At 41.3% G+C, this 25,365-nt stretch carries 26 protein-coding genes; 6 read left to right on the top strand and 20 right to left on the bottom strand.

From position 1 onward, the window contains the following. Window positions 1–63: 63 nt before the first annotated feature. From PZB74_RS22395 to PZB74_RS22370, 6 genes are all read left to right on the top strand, one after another. Complete coding sequence (locus PZB74_RS22395) at window positions 64–1,353, top strand: hypothetical protein (RefSeq protein WP_302239663.1); 1,290 nt, start codon at window positions 64–66, stop codon at window positions 1,351–1,353. A gap of 163 nt (window positions 1,354–1,516) precedes the next feature. Beyond that, entirely contained in the window at window positions 1,517–2,743 is a 1,227-nt protein-coding gene (locus PZB74_RS22390) for a metallophosphoesterase family protein (protein WP_302239662.1), read from the top strand. 3 nt (window positions 2,744–2,746) lie between these two features. Next, on the top strand, window positions 2,747–5,827 hold the full coding sequence (locus tag PZB74_RS22385; protein WP_302239661.1) for an SbcC/MukB-like Walker B domain-containing protein: 3,081 nt from the start codon (window positions 2,747–2,749) through the stop codon (window positions 5,825–5,827). 105 nt (window positions 5,828–5,932) lie between these two features. Beyond that, complete coding sequence (locus PZB74_RS22380; protein WP_302239660.1) at window positions 5,933–7,630, top strand: alanine/glycine:cation symporter family protein; 1,698 nt, start codon at window positions 5,933–5,935, stop codon at window positions 7,628–7,630. A 50-nt stretch (window positions 7,631–7,680) separates the two neighbouring features. Then, window positions 7,681–8,667 carry an NAD-dependent epimerase/dehydratase family protein gene (locus PZB74_RS22375; RefSeq protein WP_302239659.1) on the top strand — a complete coding sequence of 329 codons (987 nt, stop codon included), beginning with the start codon at window positions 7,681–7,683 and terminating at the stop codon, window positions 8,665–8,667. After that, window positions 8,618–9,901, top strand: a complete 1,284-nt coding sequence (locus tag PZB74_RS22370; RefSeq protein ID WP_302239658.1) for a hypothetical protein — start codon at window positions 8,618–8,620, stop codon at window positions 9,899–9,901. The genes PZB74_RS22375 and PZB74_RS22370 overlap by 50 nt, the downstream gene beginning before the upstream one ends. On the opposite strand, the gene PZB74_RS22365 is transcribed toward PZB74_RS22370, so the two are convergent. The 20 genes from PZB74_RS22365 to PZB74_RS22270 all read right to left on the bottom strand — a co-directional run bounded on the left by PZB74_RS22365 (window position 9,898) and on the right by PZB74_RS22270 (window position 25,309). Continuing rightward, window positions 9,898–10,908: an ABC transporter ATP-binding protein gene (locus PZB74_RS22365; protein WP_302239657.1), complete on the bottom strand. Its 1,011-nt coding sequence runs from the start codon at window positions 10,906–10,908 to the stop codon at window positions 9,898–9,900. The two genes, PZB74_RS22370 and PZB74_RS22365, sit on opposite strands and share 4 nt — an antisense overlap. Before the next feature lie 131 nt (window positions 10,909–11,039). Continuing rightward, entirely contained in the window at window positions 11,040–11,693 is a 654-nt protein-coding gene (locus tag PZB74_RS22360) for a hypothetical protein (protein WP_302239656.1), read from the bottom strand. A gap of 393 nt (window positions 11,694–12,086) precedes the next feature. Further along, the gene (locus PZB74_RS22355) at window positions 12,087–12,491 is read right to left on the bottom strand and encodes an Hsp20/alpha crystallin family protein (RefSeq protein ID WP_302239655.1); all 405 of its coding nucleotides are present in this window, start codon (window positions 12,489–12,491) and stop codon (window positions 12,087–12,089) included. Between the two features lie 137 nt (window positions 12,492–12,628). Continuing rightward, a complete protein-coding gene (locus PZB74_RS22350) occupies window positions 12,629–14,017 on the bottom strand; it encodes a sodium:solute symporter family protein (protein WP_302239654.1) in 1,389 nt (462 codons plus the stop codon). 2 nt (window positions 14,018–14,019) lie between these two features. Further along, complete coding sequence (locus tag PZB74_RS22345; RefSeq protein WP_302239652.1) at window positions 14,020–14,244, bottom strand: hypothetical protein; 225 nt, start codon at window positions 14,242–14,244, stop codon at window positions 14,020–14,022. An 83-nt stretch (window positions 14,245–14,327) separates the two neighbouring features. Further along, window positions 14,328–15,098: a 3-ketoacyl-ACP reductase gene (locus PZB74_RS22340; RefSeq protein ID WP_302239651.1), complete on the bottom strand. Its 771-nt coding sequence runs from the start codon at window positions 15,096–15,098 to the stop codon at window positions 14,328–14,330. Window positions 15,099–15,198: 100 nt separating this feature from the next. After that, a complete protein-coding gene (locus PZB74_RS22335; protein ID WP_302239650.1) occupies window positions 15,199–16,362 on the bottom strand; it encodes a Gfo/Idh/MocA family protein in 1,164 nt (387 codons plus the stop codon). Window positions 16,363–16,398: 36 nt separating this feature from the next. Next, window positions 16,399–17,208 carry a sugar phosphate isomerase/epimerase family protein gene (locus PZB74_RS22330; RefSeq protein WP_302239648.1) on the bottom strand — a complete coding sequence of 270 codons (810 nt, stop codon included), beginning with the start codon at window positions 17,206–17,208 and terminating at the stop codon, window positions 16,399–16,401. A gap of 85 nt (window positions 17,209–17,293) precedes the next feature. Next, window positions 17,294–17,674, bottom strand: a complete 381-nt coding sequence (locus PZB74_RS22325) for a hypothetical protein (protein ID WP_302239646.1) — start codon at window positions 17,672–17,674, stop codon at window positions 17,294–17,296. A 243-nt stretch (window positions 17,675–17,917) separates the two neighbouring features. Then, window positions 17,918–18,373: an SRPBCC family protein gene (locus PZB74_RS22320; protein ID WP_302239645.1), complete on the bottom strand. Its 456-nt coding sequence runs from the start codon at window positions 18,371–18,373 to the stop codon at window positions 17,918–17,920. A 94-nt stretch (window positions 18,374–18,467) separates the two neighbouring features. After that, a complete protein-coding gene (locus tag PZB74_RS22315; RefSeq protein ID WP_302239644.1) occupies window positions 18,468–19,103 on the bottom strand; it encodes a VOC family protein in 636 nt (211 codons plus the stop codon). A 215-nt stretch (window positions 19,104–19,318) separates the two neighbouring features. Continuing rightward, window positions 19,319–19,765: a DUF1330 domain-containing protein gene (locus PZB74_RS22310; RefSeq protein ID WP_302239643.1), complete on the bottom strand. Its 447-nt coding sequence runs from the start codon at window positions 19,763–19,765 to the stop codon at window positions 19,319–19,321. A 319-nt stretch (window positions 19,766–20,084) separates the two neighbouring features. After that, on the bottom strand, window positions 20,085–20,342 hold the full coding sequence (locus PZB74_RS22305) for a hypothetical protein (protein WP_302239641.1): 258 nt from the start codon (window positions 20,340–20,342) through the stop codon (window positions 20,085–20,087). A 42-nt stretch (window positions 20,343–20,384) separates the two neighbouring features. Further along, window positions 20,385–20,660, bottom strand: a complete 276-nt coding sequence (locus PZB74_RS22300; RefSeq protein ID WP_302239639.1) for a polysaccharide lyase family protein — start codon at window positions 20,658–20,660, stop codon at window positions 20,385–20,387. 404 nt (window positions 20,661–21,064) lie between these two features. Beyond that, complete coding sequence (locus tag PZB74_RS22295; RefSeq protein WP_302239637.1) at window positions 21,065–21,976, bottom strand: helix-turn-helix domain-containing protein; 912 nt, start codon at window positions 21,974–21,976, stop codon at window positions 21,065–21,067. Between the two features lies 1 nt (window position 21,977). Then, window positions 21,978–22,490: a hypothetical protein gene (locus PZB74_RS22290; protein WP_302239636.1), complete on the bottom strand. Its 513-nt coding sequence runs from the start codon at window positions 22,488–22,490 to the stop codon at window positions 21,978–21,980. A 26-nt stretch (window positions 22,491–22,516) separates the two neighbouring features. Then, entirely contained in the window at window positions 22,517–23,488 is a 972-nt protein-coding gene (locus PZB74_RS22285) for an SDR family oxidoreductase (RefSeq protein WP_302239635.1), read from the bottom strand. A 150-nt stretch (window positions 23,489–23,638) separates the two neighbouring features. Continuing rightward, complete coding sequence (locus PZB74_RS22280) at window positions 23,639–24,622, bottom strand: alpha/beta fold hydrolase (protein WP_302239633.1); 984 nt, start codon at window positions 24,620–24,622, stop codon at window positions 23,639–23,641. 208 nt (window positions 24,623–24,830) lie between these two features. Then, on the bottom strand, window positions 24,831–25,130 hold the full coding sequence (locus tag PZB74_RS22275; RefSeq protein WP_302239631.1) for a HigA family addiction module antitoxin: 300 nt from the start codon (window positions 25,128–25,130) through the stop codon (window positions 24,831–24,833). A 2-nt stretch (window positions 25,131–25,132) separates the two neighbouring features. Continuing rightward, window positions 25,133–25,309, bottom strand: coding sequence for a type II toxin-antitoxin system RelE/ParE family toxin (locus tag PZB74_RS22270; protein WP_436837120.1), 177 nt, complete (start codon window positions 25,307–25,309; stop codon window positions 25,133–25,135). Window positions 25,310–25,365 lie beyond the last annotated feature (56 nt).

Below are 25,365 nucleotides of genomic sequence, written 5' to 3'. Positions count from 1 at the left end.
CTGTATTCGTTGATTCTTTACCCTCAGGTAAACTAATTCTGCTATCTACTAATCCTCAACACAATGAAAAACTTTGCGTGTCTACTGCTCATATCTCTTAATAGTATTCTTTGCAATGCCCAATCCGCATATCAATGGCCTGAGGATACGATGAAAGCAAAAACAGAATGGGTATTACTCAAAGATGCAATGCAGCAAAGCAGGTATCTGGATGCTAAAGCTTCATTAGAATGGCTTATTAAAGAAGCACCTGACTTACATCTATCACTTTATGTGTATGGAGAGAAGCTTTATAAAACACTCATCAAAGAGCAGAAGGAGACACAAGAACATCAGCAAGCATTGCTTAAGCTTTACGAAAAGCGGCTAAGCTATTTTAAAGACAGCGCGAATGTGTTGAACCGTAAGCTTTTAGCATCCTATCAATTTTACAAAAGCGATGCTGACAGTTTAACGAATATGTATCTGGAGTTTAAAGACTATTTTCAAAAATACCCCGGACAAATGTTGGGTGCTAATATTATAGCATATATGGATATTCTGAGACTAACAGAAAAGTCTGGCGCTGATATTTCTGATGATGAAGTATTTCAAACCTACGATCAATTGAGTCTTGCATTGCAACGTATAAAAGAATCCGATGATCAGAAAACTAAAAAACAAGCCCTACTAGACAAGCTGCTAACTTCCAGTGTTCAGCTGAGTTGTGAAATTATTGATAGCAAATTTGGGCAGCCTTTTCTAGCTCAATACGCAGATGATTTAGATAGAGCTAAGAAGATAATTGCTCTGGGGCTAGCATATAGCTGTAAAGATTCTGATGCATTTTTAGCTGCCGCTCAATTATGGCAAGCACACAAACCTGGCTATACCATGGCTAAAATGATAGCTTCCATGCTAGATCAGCGAGATGAACAGAACGAAGCAGAAAGCTATTATCAGCAGGCCATAGAATTAAGTGACGATGCCTTAACGAAGGCACAGGCTCATTTGGCATTAGCTATTCATTTTCAGAGAAGGCTGCGATACAGTAAGGCTAGAGAGGAGGCGCTTAAAGCTACAAAACTAAATCCTCTGCTGAAAGATGCTTATAAGCTTATTGGAGATTTATACCTGTCTAGCTTTGAAAGCTGTAAAAAAGGTAAGATGGTAAGCAATGACAGAGCCATATTTGTTGCGGCCTGGCATATGTATCGCAAAGCAGGAAGAAAAGACCTAATGGAAGTTGCCCAACAGCAATTTCCTACAGTTGAGCAATTATTTCAGGATAATTATCAGGAGGGGCAACTGATAAAAATAGGATGCTGGATTAATGAAGAAGTAAAATTAATGAGCAATACAAATCTACCATAGCCAACATCCTTTATCATCTCATTACAAATACTTTAGACCGCCGATACTGCAAAATTTTTTAATTAAGCCGTTTATAAAGCTTTAGAAGCTTCTGTACATCAAACTTAAGTGTGCAGGTAATTGTACTCTTGATTGCCTATCAGAGCTTTCCTATTTTTAGGCGATGAAATTGCTACACACCGCCGACTGGCACCTGGGAAAAAGGCTGGGCGACTATCAACGTCTGGAAGAGCAGAAAGCCGTTTTAGAAGAAATTTGTGAAATTGCAGAGCAGGAAGATGTGGATGCCGTACTCATCGCCGGAGATTTATTTGATACGTTTAATCCCGGTACTGAGGCGGTAGAACTTTTTTACCATACTGTCCATCGCCTTGCGGCAGATGGCAAAAGAGCAGTAGTGGCTATAGCTGGCAATCATGACTCACCGGATAGGGTAGAGGCACCGGATCCTCTGGCAAGAGAGCTTGGTATCATCTTTCATGGTAAGCCAGATACCATCGTTCGTCCATTTGAAACCCGCAAGGGACTGAAGCTGCTCCGTGCCGATAAGGGTTTTGTAGAGTTGCAACTCCCAAATTGCCAGGCGCCATTGCGGCTGCTGCTTACGCCATATGCCAATGAAGTCATTCTCCGTCACTTTTTAGGAACAGAAGACAAGGAGGAAGCCTTGCGCAAGCTCTTACAGGAAAGGTGGCAGATGCTGGCAGATCAGTATTGCGACAGTCAGGGGGTAAATCTTCTCATGGCTCACCTCTACTTCAGGCAAAGAGAAGGTACTCCACCCGAAGAGCCAGATGATGAAAAGCCTATCCTTCATATGGGTGGGGCTCAGGCCATATTTACCGAAGATATACCCAAACAAATACAATATGTAGCGCTGGGTCATTTACATCGCTATCAAAATCTGGAGGGAGCCGACTGCCCTGTAGTTTATAGCAGTAGTCCCCTGGGGTATAGCTTTAGCGAAGCTCATCAGCAAAAATATGTTGTAATTGTTGAGGCAGAAGCTGGCCAACCGGTAGATATGCAGAAACTTCCGCTACAGTCTGGGCGAAAATTATTGCGCAAAACTTTTAATGCTAAAGATGAGGCAGTAAGCTGGCTACTGGAGAACCCCAATACATATGTGGAGCTTACCTATAAAAGTGATACCTATATAGAAAGTGATATCAAGCGGGCATTGTATGATGCTCATGATGGTATAGTAAGTATCATTCCTGAACTTAAACTGGCACAACTGGAAGAGACCAAATCCACCAAAGTTAATTTACAACAGGACATCCGACTGCTCTTTAAAGATTATTTTGAGCACCGCAAAGGCCAGGCTCCCTCTGATGAGTTAATGGACTTGCTAAACGAAATTCTGGATGTGGACGAAGACGATGACTAAATTATGATTCCTGTAAAACTTACCCTCAGAGGCTTATACTCCTACCGCGAGTCTCAAACTATAGATTTTGAAACATTAACGGCCTCTCAGCTATTTGGTATTTTTGGGGCTGTGGGAGGAGGAAAATCTTCCATACTGGAAGCCATTATGTTTGTGCTTTTTGATCGTAGTGATCGCCTCAATCAAAAAGACAATCGCTATTATAATATGCTCAACTTACAAAGTAATGAGATGGAAATTGACTTCATCTTTCGGGCAGAAACCAATAGCGAATCTACCTATAGATTTTATTTTAGAGCGGGACGAAACCGTAACAACTATGAACAGGTAGTATTACGAGACCGTAATTACTACAAAGGTAATAGTGGAGAGTGGCAGCCTATAGCTGTTAAAGATGCCTCTGAATTATTAGGCATGAATTACGACAACTTCATGCAGACGGTTATTATTCCTCAGGGCAAATTCAGAGAGTTTGTGGACCAGGGAGCTACCCAACGGACGCAGATGCTTAAAGAGTTGTTCAATCTCAATCAGTATGAGTTGGGCGGAAAGGTAAAGGTACTGTCCCAGAAAAATAAAACTGACCTTACCGAAGTACAGGCGCGCCTTTCTGAAATTGGTGGTATAAGCCAGGAAGAGATAGAAAATGAGAAAGAAAAGGTAGCACAGCTAGAGAAGGGTAGGGGAGAAAAACAGAGCAAGGCAGATGCCCTGGAAAAAGATTGTCAGGCGCAGGAAGCTCTGTGCAAGCTGTTTGAAAGTATAGTTGCTACTGAAAAAGAGCAACAGACCCTTGAAGCACAGCAGAAGCAGATAGAACAAAGAGAGAAACAGCTGAATGATTATAATCGGGCTTATACTTACTTTAAAGAAAGACTTCAACGAAAGGTAGATATAGGTCATGAAATCAGTAGTTTAACTCAAAAACGTAAAGTATTACTTGAAGAGATTGAGCAACAGAAGCAGCAACTCCTGTCTGCCAAAGAAGAATTACAAAAAAGACAGCAGGATTACGAGCAAAGAGAAACAGATATCCTCAAATGTCAGGATCTGGAGTATGTAATTAAGATCAGAGAGTACCAGCTTGAGCAGGAGAAGAACCAGCATACCCTAAAGGCGAGCCAACAAAAAGTAGAGCAGTTAACACGAACGCTGGAAGAAAGCAAAAAGCTGCTCAGTGAAGAGGAAGAGAGCTTGGCTGAGTTCGACAAAAAGCTACGCTTCCGCGCTACCCTCAACGATATTCATCACTGGCATGTACAGCATAAAAGATGGCAGCAGGAACACACATCCTGCGAAGATCAGCAGAAGCAGTACCTCTCACATATAGAAAAGCTGAGCACTCAGCAGAAGCAACGCCTTTCTGATTTTGAATGGCTAAAAGAGACTACAGATCTGGAAGTGGTTAAAACAAAAATACGTAGTCGCATTCAGGAAATACGAAGCAGGCAACAGCAGGAACAAACCATATTGCAAAATTTGCAGGTAAAAGAAAAGTTATCTGCCTACGCGAATAATCTAGAGGAAGGCAAAGCCTGTCCGCTTTGCGGCTCTGAGCATCACCCACAGATTGTACACACTACTTCGGTGCATCAGGAACTGGAGCAGCAGCAATCACTCATGCAAAAGCTTCAGGAAGAAGAAAACCAAATACGACAGTTGGCAGATGAAGTAGCAACAATGGATAGCGATATGCGTACGACTCAGGCGCTGTTAGAAAAAACTAAATCTGAACTGGAAAAAGTTAAGCAAAATATAAAAGCGCATCACCAGCAATTTGCGTGGGAAGATTTTGCCTCCTACAATGACGCGCAGATCCGCGGCTTTATCTCTAAGCTGGATAAATTAGGAAAAAAGGCCGAAGTCCTTAGAAAAGTTGTCCAGGACAAAAAGAAAAATATACCTCTACAGGAGCAAAGTCTTAAAGTTGCGCAGGAAGTATTACAACAACAGCAGCAAAACGAGCATGCTCTGCAAACCAGTATTAACAATTTGCTTGGTCTACTCAAAGTCTATGAATATGAAGGTTGGAAAAATCATGCGCTTTCTGAGTTGAAAGAGAGTCTTCACCGGGGGAAACGCAAGGTAGAAGAAGCGGACGAGCAGTATAAAAAAGCCACGAAGCATTATAATGAGTGTGAGAAAAATCTGCATGGCAGCCAAAGCAGAGAAGAAACTGAGAAAGAACGTTTAGAACAGGAAAAGCAAAAGTTGGCAAAAGTAGAAGAAGAACTGGAAGCTCTATGCCATCAAAAAAACTTTGAAAGTCTGGAAGAGGTGCGGAATTTACTTTCGCTAAAGCTGAATGTAGAAGAAGAACAGAAGGCAATACAGCAATATCACACTCAAATAAACAGCATTAAAGACCAACTTAGCAAACTTAAACGAGAAGCAGAAGGAAAACACTATGATAAACAAAAGCATGAAGCTATCTTGCGGGAATGGCAGCAGCAGAAGGCTGAACTGCAGAAATGTCAGGAGAGGATTGCAGTAGCTCGTGAGCAGCTTAAGCAAATGGAGGAGCGCCTGCAAAATAGCAGGCAACTACAGGAAAAGCTGGAAAAACTGAGGGTAAGAGAAGATAATCTTAAAGAACTGGCCAGTCTATTTAAAGGTAGTGGCTTTGTCAGGTACGTTTCTTCTGTTTATCTGGACAATCTTTGTCGTACGGCCAATGAGCGTTTTATGAAACTGACCCGAAACAGCCTGAGCCTGGAGCTAAATGCAGAGGGTGAGTTTATAGTCAGAGATTTTCTGAATAACGGAAAAACTCGCCTGCTTAAGACTCTCTCTGGAGGACAAACTTTTCAGGCAGCATTATGTCTGGCTTTGGCACTGGCAGAAAATGTAAAAACGCTCAACCAGGCCGAACAGAGCTTCTTCTTTCTGGACGAAGGCTTTGGTTCTCTGGATAAAGAGTCTCTTCGCCTGGTATTTGACACCCTGAAGTCGCTGCGTAAGGAGCAGAGAATTGTAGGTATTATATCTCACGTGGAAGAGCTGCAGCAGGAAATAGACGTCTATCTTAAAGTACAGAATGATAAAGAGCGTGGTAGCCTGATCAGCTGTAGCTGGAAGTCATAAAGCTCCTTTTTCCGTTGTTCTGACCTTTTTTAAGAAAGTCGGTATTCGTCTTAGTTATTGAGCATCATGATTAATTCATATAATTTGTAAAACAACTACCCGTATATGCAGGAATTAAACGATTTCTTAAGCGTTATTGATGGACTAATTGGCGGTAGCCAGTGGTTCGTATTTGTACTATTAGGAACAGGTCTTTTCTTTACACTTTACCTTAAATTTCCTCAAATCCGCTACTTTCGCCATGCTTTTCGTTCGGTTAGAGGTAAGTACGATCGTGAGGGAGACGAAGGCGATACTTCACATTTTCAGGCACTAACTACTGCACTCTCGGGTACGGTGGGTACTGGTAATATTGCCGGAGTGGCCTACGCTGTCCATTTAGGAGGTCCTCCTGCTATCTTCTGGATGATCGTTACAGCATTTCTAGGTATGACAACCAAGTTCGTAGAAGTTACCCTCTCGCATAAGTATCGTGAGAAAGACGATGAAGGTAAAATAGCTGGTGGACCCATGTATTACATGAAAAACAAGCTGAACTACCGCTGGCTGGCTGCCATATTTGCATTAGCTACCATTCTTTCCTCATTTGGTACTGGCAATATGCCACAGATCAACAGCATCTCTACCTCTATGTATGCGACTTTTGGTATCAACCAGATGCTTACCGGAGGGGTATTGGCGCTAATCCTTGGTTTTGTCATTATCGGAGGGATCACCCGAATTGCTAAAGTAACGGAACGATTGGTTCCTCTTATGGCCGCAGTCTATATTATTGGAGCACTGGCCGTTATTTTTTACAACATAGAAGCTATTCCTTCTGCTATGGCCGCCATTTTTACCGATATGTTTTCTGGTACTGCTGCAACCGGAGGTTTTTTAGGGGCAAGTATCGCCTATGCGTTTAACCGTGGTGTTAACCGTGGACTCTTCTCCAATGAAGCAGGTCAGGGCTCCGCGCCAATTGCGCATGCTGCCGCTCGTGCTCATGAGCCTGTGTCCGAAGGTTTAGTAGCTATACTGGAACCTTTTATTGATACCATTATCATATGTACTATTACTGGTCTGGTAATTCTTTCTTCCGGGGTATGGAACGAAAAAATGACTAACCGTTTTGAAAGCGCAGACCTGATGATATTGAATGGTGCGATGGATGAAAAAATTGATGCCGACCGTGAAAAGCTCTACGGCTTATTGGTAAATGGAGAAGAGGTAGATACCTTTGATGGCCAGTTACTGGTTGAAGGAGGTAATATACAAAGTGACGTTACGCTGATACACGCCCGTTCCGTAGCAGAAAATGTTAAAGTTACGCAGAATGGTAAACCTTTTAGCGGAGAGATTAACATCAGTGGCGGTAAGCTGGATCTCAAAAAAGATGAAAACCTGGGAATAGTGCTTACGGGTGAGTCGCTGGTACATAGTGCTCCACTTACTGCAGAAGCTTTTACCCGTTCGTATTTAGGTAAATATGGGCAATACATTATTTCTATAGGCTTGCTGCTATTTGCTTTTTCAACGGCTATTTCCTGGTCTTACTACGGAGATAGAGCTACTACTTACCTCTTTGGTATTAAATACGTTAATATTTTCCGAATTCTGTATGTAGTTGGTTTCTTCCTGGCTTCATTCGCGGATACTACAATCATCTGGACACTATCCGGTATTACCATTGCTTTAATGACATTGCCTAACCTGTTTGGTATTCTGATGTTGAGTAAAGACATGAAAAATACGGTCAAAGAATACTGGCAGGGCTTCCACGAAGAATTTCCTGACGAAAAGATTCCTGAAAAGTTAAAATAGAGGCCATATTATTTTTTTAGCTTTGCAGGCTGTAGAACAGAAGAGAAACAATGAAAATTTTTATAACTGGTACCAGCGGACTGCTGGGAAGCAATACCGCAAAAGAGTTACTCAAGCGGGGATACGAAGTAAGAGGTCTTTTTCGTCATGCTTCGGAAGCTGAGCTTCTGGAACAACACCCCAAGTTTGAGAAGTTTTTTGGTGACATCACAGATGCACAAATAATGATAGAAGGTGTAGCTGGTTGTGATGCTGTTGTACATGCAGCAGCAGATACCGGCCTTTGGCCTGCGCGTTCTCCTGAGTATGTAGCCACTAATGTAAATGGCACCCGTAATGTAATGGAAGCCGCTATACAGGCTAAAGTAAAGCGTGGCATATTCGTGAGTACTGCCAACTCATTGGGCTTTGGCACTAAAGAAAAGCCCGGCGATGAAAATACGCCTCCTAAATTTGAGCAATACGGTATTGGGTATATGGAAACCAAATACCAGGCTCAGCAACTGGTGCTGGAAGCTGCGCATGAGTTTGGTTACCCTTTTATCGTGGTTAACCCAACGTTTATGATCGGCCCTAATGATTTTAAGCCCAGCTCGGGAAGAATGGTAATAGCCGTAGCCCAGGGTAAAGTGCCCGGATATCCGGTAGGAGGTAAAAATTACGTATACGTTGGCGATGCCGCCACAGCTATTGCCAATGCGCTTACTATGGGCCGCCCCGGACAGTGCTATATTTTAGGAAATGAAAACCTTAGCTACCAGGAGATGTTTACCAAAGTAGCCAAAGTGGTAGGTGTCAAGCCTCCCCGGCTGGGAATTCCGCCTTTTGCAACTAAAGCTTTTGGTATGCTTGGTACAATAGGGGGCAAATTGTTCGGAATTACCCCTAAAGTAAGCTATAAGATGGCTCGTGTCTCCTGCGATGGACATTATTTTACTGCCAAAAAAGCAGTAAAAGAGCTGGGTATGCCACAAACACCAATTGAAAATGCAATCCAAGAATGCTATGAATGGTTCAAACAACACAACTACCTCTAACCTGTCTACCGCTACTAGCCAGAAGTACAGGCTGGAAGAGGTTAAGACTAGTGAGCAAAAAGAAGAGTTTCGTAAACTACCTTTTAAAATATATGCCGGAGACCCAAACTGGATTCCTCATATCCGGCAGGAGGTAGAGCAGGTTTTTGATAAAAATCACAACACATATTTTGGTCATGGTGAGGCTATCCGATGGATTATGCGCGATGCGGTAGGAGATGTAGTGGGTAGAGTGGCTGCATTTATCAACTGGCGTAGAGCAAAAACCTACGAGCAGCCTACTGGAGGCATGGGCTTTTTTGAGTGTATTGATGACCAGGAGGCAGCCAATATGCTTTTTGACAGATGTAAAGACTGGCTACAGGAAAGAGATATAGAAGCTATGGATGGCCCTGTCAACTTTGGTGAAAATAATAAGTACTGGGGGCTAATAGTAGATAATTTTAACAAGCCTCCTTACTATGGGCAAAACTACAACCCTGAGTACTATGTGCGCCTGTTTGAAAGCTATGGCTTTCAGGTATATTATCGTCAGATCGTCTTTGACAAAACCTTTTATGATCCGCTTCCTGAGCTTTACCAGCGTCGGGCAGACAGGCTCAAGAAAGAAGGTCACTACAAAGTGGTTAACTTCAAAAAAAGCGAAGCGGCCATTTTTGCCCGGCACTTCATAGAAATATATAATGATGCCTGGCAAACACATGACAACTTTACCCCAATGACAGAAAAGCAGGCCTTTGCCATGCTACAGCAAATTAAGCCAGTGGCGGACGAGGATATCATCTATTTTGTGTATTACGATGATGAGCCTGTCGCTTTTATGGTTGCTCTACCTAATATTAATGAGGTTTATCGTAAGGTAGGGGACAATATGAATCTGTGGGGCAAACTGAAGTTTCTCTACCATAAAATGAATATGAAGTTCCACTCCTGCTACGGTGTTGCTTTCGGCGTAAAGCAGAAATACCAGGCTAGAGGGGTAGAGGGGCTTATCTTTGACGACCTACAGACAAAAGCGCTCAAAGAAAAGAATTTTAAGTACGACAACTATATTGTAACCTGGGTCGGGGATTTTAATCCTAAAATGATTAGGGTGATGGAAGCGCTGGGCTGTGTAAAAAGCAGAACCATGGCTACCTACCGCAAGCTCTTTGACGAACATGCCATCTTTACACGTTCGCCCATCATTGGCGGAAAGAAAATGGTTAAATCTAAAGGTAACTCCGATAACTAGTTTGTACCTAGTGAAATAATTTTATGAGTGGGGATGGATAATGATATTTCATCTCCTACTTCAATATGATTGGCCCGGTGATGAAATAGTAGCCTTTGCCGGGCCATTTCTACTTCTACTTCATAAAAAGCACCCATAAAGCGAATATTTTTCACCTGTGCCTTCCATGCACTCTTACCTTGCTCATCTACACTTATATCTTCTGCTCGTATACATAGCTGCGTAGTTTTAGGCTGACTATTCAATTGTGCAGCCAACTCATCAGTAGCAGCAATGAGGTTGCAGTGGCCAAATAGCTGAGCCACATAAGCATTTACTGGTTTACGGTATACATTTTCGGGGCTATCCAGTTGTTGTAAATGACCGTTCTGCATTACGGCTACCTGGTCTGCCATAGACAGGGCGTCCTGTGGGTCATGAGAAACAATAATAGCAGTGATCTCCAAGGACCTCAAAATCTCCAAAAGCTCACTTTTTAAATGAGTTTTTAGGCTTACATCTATATTGCTAAAAGGCTCATCCATCAGTAGCAGAACCGGCTCTTCCGCTATTGCACGGGCCAGGGCTACCCTTTGCTTTTCTCCCCCCGACAGTTCTCTGGGGTAATGAGCACGTAAATGGCTTAGTTTGCAAAGCTCCATTAGTTCTTCGGTGCGTTCCTGCTGGTACTCTTTGACATATGCTCTAAGAATACGCATAATATTCTGTGCCACGTTCAGGTTAGGAGAAAGCTCATAATGTTGGTATACCATTTTGATGTCCGGATGGCCGGGTACCAGCATTCTATCCGGCCCTTTTACCCATTCTCCATCCAGGAAAACTTTGCCGGCATCGGTCTGAATTAAGCCTGAAATTGCTTTGAGAAGAGTAGTTTTACCAGAACCGCTTTCTCCGGTAAGTGTCAAAATCTGGCCTTTGTCTAAACTAAAGCTAATGTCGTGAATGGCAGCTTCAGTTTTACCTTCGTACTGCTTACTTAATTTGTTTACTTCTAATAGTGGGGGCATATCCGGCAAATTAACTACTTTTTACTTAAATGAAGAAGCCGGATAAAAGTTGCAATAAATAGAAAAAAGCCCTCAGAAGTATGAGGGCCAGGGTGTTAATCATTCATATTAACCAAACTTAAAGATTTTAGCTATCGTGCCTGCCTGCTGGAAGCAGTAGGAGGGTTATAGTCAGCATTATTGTTAAAATACTTAACCAGCTCAATCTGATCTCCTACTTGATAGCTTTTAAGGTTATTCTCTTTCATATAAAAAGCCAGACTTTGCTCCTGGTCCAGCATAAGAGGTAGTACCTCCTGCTTAAACCTTCTGGATTTTATCAGCCGGTCGCCGTATTGTACAAAGTACTCATAGGCTACTTTGTGTTGGTTGAGTCTACGGTTTTTATTAGCCAGGTACCCTTTTTTAGGCTCGTAAGTAGGGTATTTATTGCGCTTACGTACATAGTTTACTTTACCTTCCAGCACTACTTCATAAATAGCTTTTTGCTGGTATTTAGGATTTAGCTCATTATCCAGACTCACAAAATTGTGGTAAAGGTCTTCCTTTTCGTCGTAGTACATAAAGGAAATAAACTGCTGAGGGGTGTAAGTGCTTATCAGTCCATCAGCACGGTGCAGCACTACATCATAAAAATAATCGTAGCTAATTTCTCCATTAATTACCTGTTCATTATTTAGAATAATAATACCCTCCTGCCAGGGGGTAGCTTTTTTGCTAAGTTGCGCCTCTGCGCTAAAAGTAGTAAGCAGAAAGAGTGAAAAAATAAGTGCAAACTTCTTCATAGTAATACACAATTAAAAATGTTGCAAAATTTTATTTGGCAAAAGTAAGAGGTTTAACGTGAAAAAACCGACTAAGGTTAAAGCTAAAAATCTTATATATTAACGTCTAAGAAATAAAGGAAACGATTGCGTAATGTCAATAATTAAGATGTATTTTATTTAAATATTGAACTATTATTAATAAATAAGGAATTGTTTGATGATATTTTCAATAAATATTGAATGGTATTATTTTCTGTTTATTGAGCTAAAAGCTGTTTCTTGATTTTAAGCAGAATAATATTTTGTGAAAAGTAATAAATCTCCCTAAGGTTGGAGAGGCAGGCAAAAATATATAGAGCAAAAAAAAGCCGAGTATTAAACCCGGCTATATCTTTTTTGAAAAAAGAGAACTCAATATTCTCTGATATCAATTTTTTTAACTTGTGTCATGCTTTGGTCACCATTGTATGGCATATGAACTTTAAGAAGGCCTTTATCATACACAGCATCAATCTGATCTTTGTCTACAAATGCAGGAATATCAAACACCTGATTGAACAGGGGTACAATATGGCGAGCTGCTTCGTGTGCTTCGTCTTCAAACAGCTCAGTATTTTTTAGCACAGAGTAGACTACCAATTGGTTGCCTCTCAAAAATATATTAAATGTATCGCTGCTCATGCTAGGAGCACTGATGGTAATGGTTAAATGATCTGCCTTCTTATCTATATTTACGGAAGTAGCAGCTACACCACCACCGATTGTATTCATTGCATCAAATTGATGAACAAAGTCTTTAAGTACATTTTTCATCATTATCTCCTTTTGTTTGCCAACTAAAGGACAAATCCTGTACCAAGCGCTTAAATGTACATTTAACATTTATTTGTATGTCACTTTGTCTATATATAAATGCATTAAAGACTTTTTGTCATGAAAGTTCGTCTGCTTTATCAGCGTTTGATCATATAAGAGATCAGACTAAACAGGCCTAGACCAAGCAGCAGAAAAAGATCTATGCGCAAAGGGCCAACTTCTGAAGGTATAGCACCCAGTAATGATAAAATGAAAACTACAATGGCTAGTGCTGTGGCTATGATAATACCGTTCCCCAATGTTTTCTTTCCGAGTACCCCGGTAAGTATCATAGGGGCTAACATAGCTGTGCCGGCAAAGCTCACCCGAGCCAGCATCACTAACTGGTCCCCAGCCAGTATTGAGAAGATCAGCGCCACTACAGCAAAGCCTAGTATAGAGTACCTTGTATATTTAAGCACTTTCTTTTCCTCACCTTTCATAAGAGAGCGAACCTCAGTACCAAGAGCGAAAATCTGTGAGTCGGTAGTAGAAAGCCCGGCAGCCAGTAAACCTACAACCGCTATAGCTGCAATAAAATCTGGCTGTTCGTAAAGTAGTACTCTAGACAGAAAATCAGCAGTGGCCAGGTCGGGGTAGCGAACCGCACCATACATACCTATAAACGCGGTAGGCAAAATGATAAGTATGGCAAATATACCCACTGCTACCGCCATCATATGGGTAGTTTTAAGGTTACGCATAATTACCAGTCGTATAGTAAGCTGTGGCTGGGTTACCGGTATAAAAAGAATAACAAGGAAAGAAGCAATAAGAAACTGGGCGTTAAACAGCCCGTTAGGCCCGGGGGTAGAAAGTAAAGCGGCATTAGCTTGTTCTACCTGGTCAAACATATTTTCTAAATTACCGAAGTACTCTACACAACTGAAACCTATAATCCAGGTAACGATGAGTAGAGTAAGCCCCTGTATGGCATCTGCATGCATAATAGCTTTAAGGCCACCAATCTCGCTATAAGTTAGCATTACGGCTACAATAAGCACTGCCCACCCCCAGTAGGGCATAGCTTCGGGAAAAACAGCGGTAAGAAAGATAGCAATTCCTCTGATCTGAATAGCAACGTAAGGTACCAGAAACAGAAAGACTCCGGCAAAGCTGACGTACCCTGCCCATTTGTTTTGGTAGCATTTGATCAAAAGACCTGCTACACCATTAAACCCTTTATCTGCTACCTTTTTGCGGAGGTGGTAGCCCCACCAGAGGATAAGAAAAATCATTCCTCCGTCTGAAACCGCAAGGAAAATCCAGGCGCCCACACCATTATTTCTAAAAAAATCAGGCATACCCAGCAGAGTAAACGTGCTAAAAAGGGTAGCAGCAAAGGTGAGGAAGCCTAAAATGATTCCTATATTAGAACCTGCCAATAGGTAATCTTCTGCGTTTTTGTTCTTTTTGAAAGAACGAGTGGCTACAAAGCCCAGCATGCCCAGGTAGAGCACACCTAATATGATTATCCAGTTAGTCATAATTATCTGTCAGTATCTTTTCCGGGATGAACTTTAGTACCAATAAAGGTGAGCACTACATATAAAATAGTGACTAGTATAGACATCCATAAGGTGTAAGGCATGCCCATAAGCTCCGGCTGAAAAACACCGACCGGTATAACCAGTGGGGTAAAAGTTAGTATAGTCAACAGTACAGCACACACAATGAGTATGCGCCATGCTTTATGTTTATTGGGTGTATCCATGAGTCGTTTTAGGTGTTGTATGTTCTGATATATAGTAATGTTCAGCGGTAGTATGTTTACGGCTGAAACTCGCCTTTGGGGCGCTAAATACGAGGGATGGTAAGCCCACCGTCTACCATGATGGTCTGCCCACTAGAATAGGGGAAGTAGCCCTGTGCCAGAGCAGATACCGCTTTACCTACATCGTCGGGATAGCCCCAGCGAGGCTGAGCGCATAAGCCTTCGGCAATAAGCTTGTCATATTTTTCTGTTACGCCAGAGGTCATATCTGTTTTGATAATGCCCGGCCTGACATCATATACAGGGATATGAAACTCGCCCAAGCGAGAGGCAAAGAGCAAGGTCATCATACTCATGCCTGCTTTAGAAATACAGTATTCTCCCCGGTTAACAGAGGCGATGGTAGCTGAAATTGATGATATATTGATGATGGAAGCCTGAAAATCATCCTGCTCTTTTTTCTGTGCTATCATCCAGTTTGCAGCAGCCTGAGTAAGGAAGTATGGTCCCTGTAAGTTTGTTTTTACTACATATTCAAAGCTTTCTTCGCTGGCATCCAGCAGGTCTTTTCTTTCTTTAGGCGCTACTCCGGCATTGTTCACCAGTACATTTAGCTGCCCGTAATGCGCTCTGATACTTTCCAGCATGTTTTGGCGGGCTTCGGTAGAAGCTATGTCTCCCTGACAGTAGAGGGCATCTACTCCATGCGCTTTAATTTTATCCAGCACTTCGCTTACTGCTTCTGCAGGTCGCATCCCGTTAATGGCGATGTCAAATCCTGCTTTTGCCAATGCCTCGGCTATTCCTAGTCCTATGCCCCGGCTACCGCCGGTAACAAAAGCTACTTTTTTCATGAGTGAGTTTTAGTTTTTTTGAGTGTTGTAATCGGACGGTCAAAGGAGGTACAAGCACGGGATACCGGCAGAGGCAGCCCGTGCTCTGGCGTGAATAAGCTTAGTCTAGCTTAGGAATGTCTACCCAGCAGCGCTTCTCCCAACTCTCCAGTCCTTTTTCGGCTAGTTGTACACCTTTGGCGCCTTCCAGAAGTGTGTAGGGGAAAGGTTCGTCTTTTACGATATGGCGCAGGAACATCTCCCACTGTACTTTAAAAGCATTGTCATGAAACTCCTGATCAGGTACTTTAGACCAGCCTTCGTAGAAGTTGATAGGCTGAGGAATATCAGGGTTCCAAACGGGTTTTGGGGTATTACCATAGTGCTGAATCCAGCAGTCGCGCAGACCGGCCACGGCAGAACCTTTAGTACCATCAATTTGTAAAGTGAGCAGGTCATCTCTACGTACCCTTACCGTCCAGGAAGAGTTGAAATGAGCGATGATGCCACCTTCCAGCTCAAAAGTAGCGTAAGCGGAGTCATCGGCAGTAGCTTTATAACGATTGCCCTGCTCATCTACACGTTCCGGTATGTGAGTAGCTCCCAGGCAGGAAACTGATTTTACGTTGCCGAATATGCCATCCAGCACATAGCGCCAATGGCAGAGCATGTCTACGATAATTCCTCCATCTTCTTCTTTTTTGTAGTTCCACGAGGGGCGTTGTGCAGGTATGGTGTCTCCCTCAAATACCCAATAACCAAATTCGCCACGGATAGAAAGTATTTCACCAAAAAAGCCATTCTCAATCAGTCGCTGTACTTTGCGTAAGCCCGGTAAGAAAAGTTTGTCCTGTACCACACCATTTTTAACGCCTTTCTCCTGGCAAAAATGGTAAATATCTAAGGCGGTTTGTGTATCTACTGCGGTAGGTTTCTCGCAATACACATGTTTACCAGCTTCAGCGGCCTGCTTAACGGCATTGGCACGGCGGCCGGTAGTCTGAGAGTCAAAGTATACGGAGTATTGGTCATCATGCATTACCTCATCCAGATTAGTTGTGTATTTTTCTATGCCAGACATTTTGCAAAGCTTTTGCAGCTTGGCAGCATTTCGTCCTACCAGAATAGGGTCGGGCATAATCACCTCGGTAGGGCTAATCTTTACTCCACCTTCTTTGATAATCTCTGCTATAGATCGCATAAGGTGCTGATTGGTACCCATACGGCCAGTCACTCCGTTCATAATAATACCTACTCTGTGAGTAGTGATGCTCTTTTCGCTCATCGTATTTTAGTAGATTAGTTTGTGTTGTTGAATTGATTAACTATGATTCTGATATGCTTTGATTATTTGATCTAAAAACTGATGCTGATCCATCTCCCAGTAGCGGTTAGAGAATATTTCAACCTCTATCTGCCCTTCAAAGCCAGCCTCTTCTACCCAGCCTCTTATTTCAGGTACATTAATGCAGCCTTCGCCCATCAGGCCTCTATCCAGCAGCATGTCTTCAGTAGGGGACTTCCAGTCGCAGATATGAAAGGCGTAAAGGTTGTCGTTTCTTCCGCAGCGCATAATTTCAGATTGCAGCAGATCATCCCACCACAGGTGGTACACATCTACAGCAATACCTACCCACTTGGAGCTGATAGACTCTGCCATATCATTGGCCTGGGCCAGGGTATTGATGGCTGAGCGGGTATCGGCATACATAGGGTGTAGGGGCTCAATGGTAAGCTTTACATTATTAGCCTCTGCATGGGGGAGTAGTTTCTCTATTCCTTCCTGTATTTGCTTGCGTGAGGTTGAGAGCGGCTGTCCGGGATCTGCACCACAGACTAGCACTACCATAGGCGCACCTAAAGCTGCTGCGGTATCGATTGCTTTTTTGTTGTCAACAATAGCTTCTTCTCGCTTTTTAGCTGAGGTGGATGGAAAAAAACCTCCGCGGCAAAGAGATACAATTTCTAATTGATGTTGCCTGAGCATTTCGCCGGTCTGCTGAACATTTCTGCCGTCCAGGGCATCGCGCCAAACTGTAATGCCGCTTACACCAGCTTTTGCAAAGTTTTCCGCTGCTTCTTCTATAGACCAGGGCTTAGTTGTGATCGTGTGTACACACAGTCGGTTCAAGTTTTCCAAATGCAAAAAAAATTGAAGTTGTTGTAATATTATTTGACCTCAAAATAATAAAAAATTCTGAACCTCTTAAAGTTGATCAGTCTATATAATCCTTTTTTACTACCAGGTTAAAATAATCATTGTCAGAAAGCAGATAACCCTGATCGTAGCAGAAATAATAAGTGTTTCCACTTTTTGTCTGATAGATATTGGTTACGTAGCTAAAATTAAAACCTTTGCGGCTTAGCTGATCGCGATGTACTCTGGCTTTGCCGTGGGGATTAAGGTCGGCCAGAATGTGCCGGTTTTTACGTAAAGTATAATTTACATTGCGCATCAGGTTGTTAGTGTCACTCGTATGTTTATTATGATAAGCATTGCGGCAAGCGTCGGAGCAAAACTTTTTATCGGCTCTTCCCTTAATCGGAGTGCCGCATTCCTGGCAAACTTTTTCAATTTCTTCTACAGATTCATTCATCCTTAGTTATTTTTATTATCAAAGGGCATCCTTAATTATATTTGTTCTACTTTGCCAGCCCACCATGGATGCGATTTTACAATAATACTAAAGCTTTAGTAGCCTATAAATAAACTGTTGTTAGATTCAATTGATTCAAATTTGAGGGGCTTATGTAGTATTGCCTATGCTATTCGAGCTCAAAATTATGGAGAGAAATAAGTGGGGCAATTTTACTTTTAAAAGATTGATTGAAGATGAAAATTATGATTTGTGACCTTCTTCCTTACTGAGGTATTTGCTTAGTTGCTGCTTTATAAAGTATTGCCATCCTCCCAGGCAGTTCTCACGACTAAACTCAGGTATAGCATCGGAAAAGTCTTCTATAACTTTATGAGTAAGTTTAAGTCTGGTCTGCTGATGTTCCTGTTCAAACAACTCAAAAGTGACAAAGGAGTCGCCTTGATAGCCTTCGTATTTCCAGTTGTATACAATTTTTTTACCTGGCTTTACTTCTATTATTTTCCATAAGTGAGGAAAGGTCCGTCCTTCATTCTTTACAACAAAGCTGGTCTCAAAGCCCTCTTTGGGTTCAAAAGAGTTAATATCTTCAAAAAACCACTGCCTCATTTGAGTTGGGTCAGTAAGTGCCTTCCACAAGCGAGCTAGAGGAACAGTGAAGTATTGTTCAACTACAATGGCTTCTTCTGAGGTTTTCATAAGTAAAATTTTATAGAGCGGAACATATCAAAAACTCTTAATGGGGCTGTGTTACGTTTTTCATTTAAAAAAATTACTTGCTAAAAATATGGCTTTAATAATGTATAGTCAGGTCTAGTTTTTCAAATATAATCTCTTGTTGCTGGGTATGATGATCAAACTCCAGAACTACATAATTACGCTCACTTTGGGAAAAACTGATATTTGGATAAGCCATAAAATGCCGGTCTAGTTGCAGAGTATTCACTTCAAATTTTACAGCGGATAATGACCTTATACCATTCGGGTGCTGTGTCGGTTCATCGTGGATAGGTTTACTTCCTCGGTAGGGTAGCCTAAAGGTCCAGGGAAGTCCCGGGCAACTATCGTTAGCGAGAAAATTAACCGCTGTATCCTGAGCCAGGTAAATGGGCTGATATTTTTCACTATGCAAAAACAGCGAGTCAGTAGATTCTGAATTTTCCAGACAGAGTCCAAAACGGGAGTGGGGGCCGCTACGAAATTGAGAGCGTTCCCATAGCTTTGCTTTAGAAGTGATATCGCTTTTGATTTCTTTTTCATCTCTTACCCAGGCAATCTCCAAGAAAAAATTGTCAAAGTAAAATTTGCGGTTAACTGTGCCCTGCCCCGGATGAGAGCGGTTGCTCCCTTCTAAAAAACCAAAGTTTAACAAATCATCAGATTCTTTTCCTGCTTTGTCGGAAAAGATAAAAATATGATCAATTTCCATAGGGATTGCGATTGGTTTCAAACCTGACACCTATCAGCTAAACATATTGCTCCTTATATACGATATCGGTTAGTTATATAATATATCCAGAGGGCAAGCTAAAAGCAAGCTATGCTCAGGCGCCTCTAATGTAAAAAATGCTAGTACAACTTGTCTGGAAGAGTTTTTTTGAGAAATATAGCATAATGTTTTGTTTCTACTTAGCCCTCTGATTGTCACGAGCTAAGAGTAGTTTGACTGTAGTCTTTTATTGCATTTGTAGGCAATAGTCTGGAATCTTCTAATGCGGCAGTACGGTGTCCTGCTTTTTTGAGATAAGCCTTGCTTTGAGCAAACTCCATAAATTTTTTTACAGATTCATGCTCTACCAATAGTATTGCATCCCATTTTTCAGAGTCGGGGCCAATTAAAAAGCTGTTGCTTTTTCCGTAGTAAAGAATTCTGCTACCGGCTTTCTCAAGTTCAGCAAGGGTACTGTCCATATACAATTGGTACGCTTCTTCTCCACTGATTTCTGCCTCAGGCTTTAGCTCTTCTAAGTTTGTATAGTCAGCCTTATCTTTAAATTTTAGTAAGTTCAACATCACGACTTTTCCTTTATCATGGAAGCTTTGGTAAAATGCTTTACCTGCTTCAGGGCTAGCGTCAATGAATTTGCTCATACTTTATCTTTTTTGATTTGGTGAAAGTTATTTGAAGAATGAGGTGTGTCTGTAACAAGTAACTGTTTTCGATTAAACCTCATATGTTTTCTTGAAAGTGGGCTAGTTTTTATTGACTTCATTTCTGGGTGCAAGCGACATTGAATGTTCTAGTAGAGTACTTTTTAATACCTCAATAAATTACAAGATTATCATAATAAATAGAATTGGAAAAAGGAATATTTAGGTTTCTGTAAAGCCCAAACTTAAAGTAATGAGAAGCCTTATTTAGCATATTACTTCCTGAAACTACCCCATCGGTAAAATTTTCTTTATTTACTCATACCTGAATAAAGCCAAAAGACTTTTGTGACCATTTAGTATGGTATTTTAGGCTGACCCACTCTCCTTTATTTACTTTCGCCATCGCAATAGTTTTTCCTCCATATTCTATTGAAATTACTGATACCTCATTCCAGGTGGTATCCTGGCCATAAATATTAATAATTTTGGGGTTTAATAGTAAATCAAGATACGCATGATCGGTTTTAGTGAGATAGTTGTAATAAAGAGCAATTGGAGGTAAGTTACCTGCCAAGTCATTCCAGCTTTGGCCAATACGCTCATTTGGCTGGTCGTGTCACTGTCCTAAAATCTGCGAATCGGGTAAACTCTCAGAAACTCTCAAACCAGGTGTATACTTATAAACTGTAGGCATATAAATACTATATTCATAGAAGGTCTCATCTCCTTCATCTATTTGCTGGTCAAAGTTTAACTCGGACCTCACACCACCGTTTAAATAACTCTCAGGCGAAACCATGAACTTTGCTGATTTTGTAATTGATAAGGCGACATCATTACTTATACTGATATTTGATGAATCCTTTACCTCAATCTTCCAAGGGTTTTCCATTCACCAAAATTAGTCTCAAACCCAAAACGTAGCGTTCGTAATTCTTTTGTTGTACAATCTACCAGCTGATCATTTTTACAGGCGTATAAAACAATTGAGAGAAGTAAGAGGAGGGTTAGTTTATGAGGCATTGGCTTGATGATGCAAAACATACAAGCTAATAAAAATTAAGCTAAAAAAGCTACGTTTTGCTTTTAACAACCCATAGTTGCCATGCATTGTTTAATGCTGGTATTTGCACATGAACTTTTTGGTATAGGCTAATCTGTTTTTTTTACCCTCTATCGGGCTTTAATAGTTAACCCCGAAAAGCTTCTACACATGATTTGTAGATGAAGAATTGCGCCTGCCTGCTAAATTTTAGCTCTAACTTATTTAGTGGCTGTTTCCATAAGCCTACAGCTTTAGTTCAGTTTAAATTTTTCTCTGTACTCCGTAGGGCTAATGCCCTCTTTCTTTTTAAATAATCTTGAAAAATAGGGGGGGTATTCAAAGCCCAATTCATAGGCTACTTCTGCTACACTTTTATTAGGTTTCAACAAGATGTTTTTAGCTTCATCAATCAGGTAAAGATGTAAATGCTCGGTTGTCGTTTTGCCGGTTTCCTTTTTTAGGGTATCGCTTAAATAGCGTTGTGAGACCGATAGCTTGTCTGCTATTTGCTCTATGCTCGGAATACCATTTTCCTCTAGTTGACCCGTTTCAAAATAGCTTTCCAACTGCTGGTTAAATTGCTCCAATAAATTGTTAGAAAGCTCTTTACGATTGATAAACTGCCTTTCGTAAAAGCGATTAGCATATTTCAAAAGCGTGCCCAGTTGCGAAATGATAATGTCTTTACTGAACTGATCCTGATTGTTATGGTATTCTAATTCAATATTTTCTACAATCAATTCTATCTGCCTTTCTTCTTTAGGCGACAGGTGTAGGGCTTCATTTACAGAATAGGAGAAGAATCCATATTTCTTGATCTGATGCGCTAAGTCCGTTCCTTTTAGAAAGTCTTCATGAAAGTTGATAGAAAAGCCTTTTTGTTCATAAACTACGCTACTATCCCACTGCAACACTTGCCTTGGGGCAATAAAGATTAACGCGCCATTAGTGAAATCATACTTTGTTCGTCCGTAGTTTAGGTCTCCCTTTACAATCTTTTTTAAACTAATAGAATAGCAATCGTTGGTGATAGGAGGGGAACTCTCTTTCGGACAGGGCAAAGAACCTTCGCCAGTTGCGGAAAACAAACTTAGCATAGGGTGCTCCGGTCGCGGTAATTCAATGTAATCTAAGTAAGCTGATAAAGTTTTAAAATGCTGCATCTTAGTTTTTAAGTTCTTTTTCTACAGATAACAGTTGTTTATGGTAGGCATCAATTCGGGCGTGAGCCGTTCCGTCAACCAATAAGATAATTACTAGCATGGCAATAGTAGTAATCATGCTAGCGCGCCAGATAGGTGCGTTTGCAAACAGAAGCACTATAGCACAGGCCGCGATAATAATAGGAACGGCTGTAAAAACAATAGTTGTATATTCCTTTAGAGTGCTTTCTGCGCGCTCAATTTCTGAGGCTACAAAAGCAGAAACGTCCTTATTGTAAGCCGTTTCAAATTGTTTAACCCTAGCTTTATTGGTAAAAAATAATCCCAGCCCAATAATCATAAGTAATCCACCTGCTACCAGAGTAGGAGTAATGTAAGCTCTAGCCATATCGGTTTTTCCTAATTGCCAAAACCCGAAGCTAGCTGCCATAAATGCCACCCCAAAAAGGATAAAAAAAGGCGTTGAAAAAAGTTCAGCTTTTGCCCAGTCGGTGGCTGCTTTTAAAATATCCATAATGCTTTATTTTGAGGTTATCTAAATTATAAGTTCCACTTAAAACCCGTTGCTTCTTCTGACACTTCCCATAACTTTTCTGCTACAACTTTGTCTTTAGCGTGCGGCTCTAACTTACATTCGCCAACTGGACCTTTAAAATAACCTCGTCCTGTAGGCCCATAAAAGCCCTTTTGGTCCAAGTCTGGCTCTGTGGCGCACATCAATTCCGGATACGATCCTTTTTCAGCCGATTGTACCATCGGGGATAATTTCATCAGTTGCCAAATAAATCGTGTCATTAAACTGCCGCTGGTTCTGATCAGTGAAGTTCTGGAAGCTCCAGGGTGACAGGCATATACTTTTACATCGGTTTTACCTGCCTTTTCCAGCCTATCCTGCAATTCATAAACGGTCATGATTTGCGCTAATTTACTTTGGCTATAAGCATGATTAGGTGTGTAATCTTTATCCCAGTTTAAATCATCAAACTTGATGGTTTTAAGACCTAAATTATACCCCATGCTACCTACCGTTACAATACGACCTTTAGATTTTTCAATAAGAGGAAAGAGAAGGCCTTGTAGTGTAAAATGACCGTAGTGGTTCACGCCAAGTTGGCTTTCAAAGCCATCAACAGAAAGTTTCTGCGTGGGCACCTGAGCGATGGCAGCATTACAAAGTAATGCATCTATACGTGTTACCTTCTCAAGTACTTCTTGTGCTGCTTTTCTCACCGAAGCCTGTTTTGCCAAATCCATGTGAACAAAGGATACATCTATCTCATTACCCAGTTCTTTCTTGAGAGTCGCGATGGCATCTTCTGACTTATTTGCACTACGGTTTAACATTACCACTTTTGCTCCCTTAGACAATAGTATCCGCGAAGCTTCAAATCCGGTGCCGCTGGTAGTACCTGTTATTACGTATGTTTTGCCTTTTAGAGACCCGATTCGTTCAGGTGTCCAGCCTTTTTTTCCAAATTGGTTATTAGTACTCATGTTATCTTGTTTTTTCATAAATAGAACAAGACAAAGTTCGTTACTAAACTATTCTAAGACCTTATACGGAATTTCAAATCATGTATACTTTTTGGTTCTAGCCATACTTAAGGATTAAGCATAAGGGCAGTAGTAGCATGTGAGGTAATTACTCTTTGCTGCCAGAAATTAAGTCCTTTTATTGGAGCTGTATGTGTTTTGTACTTCCAGCCATTTTAAAATTGCCTGATTAGTTTCCTCCGGCTTTTCTTGCTGAATCCAATGGCCGCAATCCAGGCAAAGCACATCCAAATTTGGCGCAATGCTTTGTAAGCTCTGAGACTTGGGTATCAAATCCTGATCGCCATATATCATTAAGGTAGGTTGTAGAATCAAGGGCTTTACATTGGCTAGCAAATGCCAGTTACGGTCAAGGTTTCGGTACCAGTTTATACTCCCTGTAAAGCCTGATGCCTGAAAAGCAGAGACAAAAATAGACAAATCGTGCTCACTCATAATGGGCTCACCCAGCGGGTCAACTGCTCTGGCAAGATTGATCATAGACATGCCGGGTTCTGGCGGCGAAGGTGGAATATTTTTACGAAACAGATTACGAAGAAACTGAGAGGTGTTTTCTTCTAGTACAGCGTCTGCCACACCTGCTTGCTTATTGAAGTGTACAAAATAGAAATCCTCTCCAAAAACCTCTTCCATAAATTCAATCCAGGGTTTTTCTCCTCTCTCTTGGTAAGGCAAAGCCAGGTTAATGACTTTACATACCCGTTCAGGATGCAGTAGAGCAAGGTTCCAGACCACATTGGCACCCCAGTCATGACCTACAAAGCTAGCAGCTTTATATCCATAGTAATCAAGTAAGGCCACAAGGTCAGCGGTTAAGTGCGCAATGTCATAAGCGGATACTTCGGTAGGGCAAGACGAGTTGCCATAACCTCTTTGGTTAGGCACAATAACATGATAGCCAGCTGCTTCTAGTGCGGGAATCTGGTAACGCCAAGAAAATGCATGCTCCGGAAAGCCGTGGCAGAGTACAATAGGTTTATCGGTATTTTGGGTGCCTGCTTCAAATACCTCTAGTTTTATTCCATTAACCGAAATAAAGGTAGGCTTAGGAAATTTGATTTGATGGTGACGGGTGTTGGCTACGTTTGTCATGCTTGTACTGTTTAGAAGTTTAATATTGTACAAACGTAAAACTGCTTAGTGACAGCCCTATGTCAGGGGGGTAAGAGAATTAATGGTATTTGTAAAAATATTTATGTAGAATGACTTGATGGGCTTCAAAGCATTGAGTTTGAATCTTTGCTTGTGTTGCATATAATAGTTAATACAGTTGCAGGCATAGCTTTGCGTTTATGGTCTGTTATACCACGTCATTTTCATATTTCTTGATTTTTTCCAGTTCTGATTTCTTTGCTCTTGTTTCTTCTTCAAGATCATAATCATCTTGTAATCCTAGCCAGAATTTAGCACTCACTCCAAAGTAGTAACTTAATCTAAGTGCTGTATCTGCTGTAATTCTTCTCCGACCTTTGATGATTTCACTGATCCTGGTTTGTGGAATACCTAGTTCTTTGGACAGTCTATATGCAGAAACATTTAAAGGAATGAGAAACTCTTCCTGTAGTACTTCCCCTGGATGAATATTAGGTAAATTTTCCATAACTAATGATAATCAATGATTTCTACTAATGAAGCTTGTCCGTTTTCCCATTGAAAAATGATTCTCCATTGGGCGTTAATCCTGATACTGTAAAACTCGTTGAGGTTGCCAGAAAGCTTTTCCAATCTGTTTGAAGGTGGAATTCTTAGATCTGCAATATTCTGTGAACTGTTCAACATTCTAAGTTTACGCCTTCCTATTTTCTGAATCTCAATAGGCCATTTCGCCACTCTTT

The organism is Porifericola rhodea (assembly GCF_030506305.1).
GTDB lineage: Bacteria > Bacteroidota > Bacteroidia > Cytophagales > Cyclobacteriaceae > Catalinimonas > Catalinimonas rhodea.
This window is presented reverse-complemented; position numbering and strand designations above follow the sequence as displayed.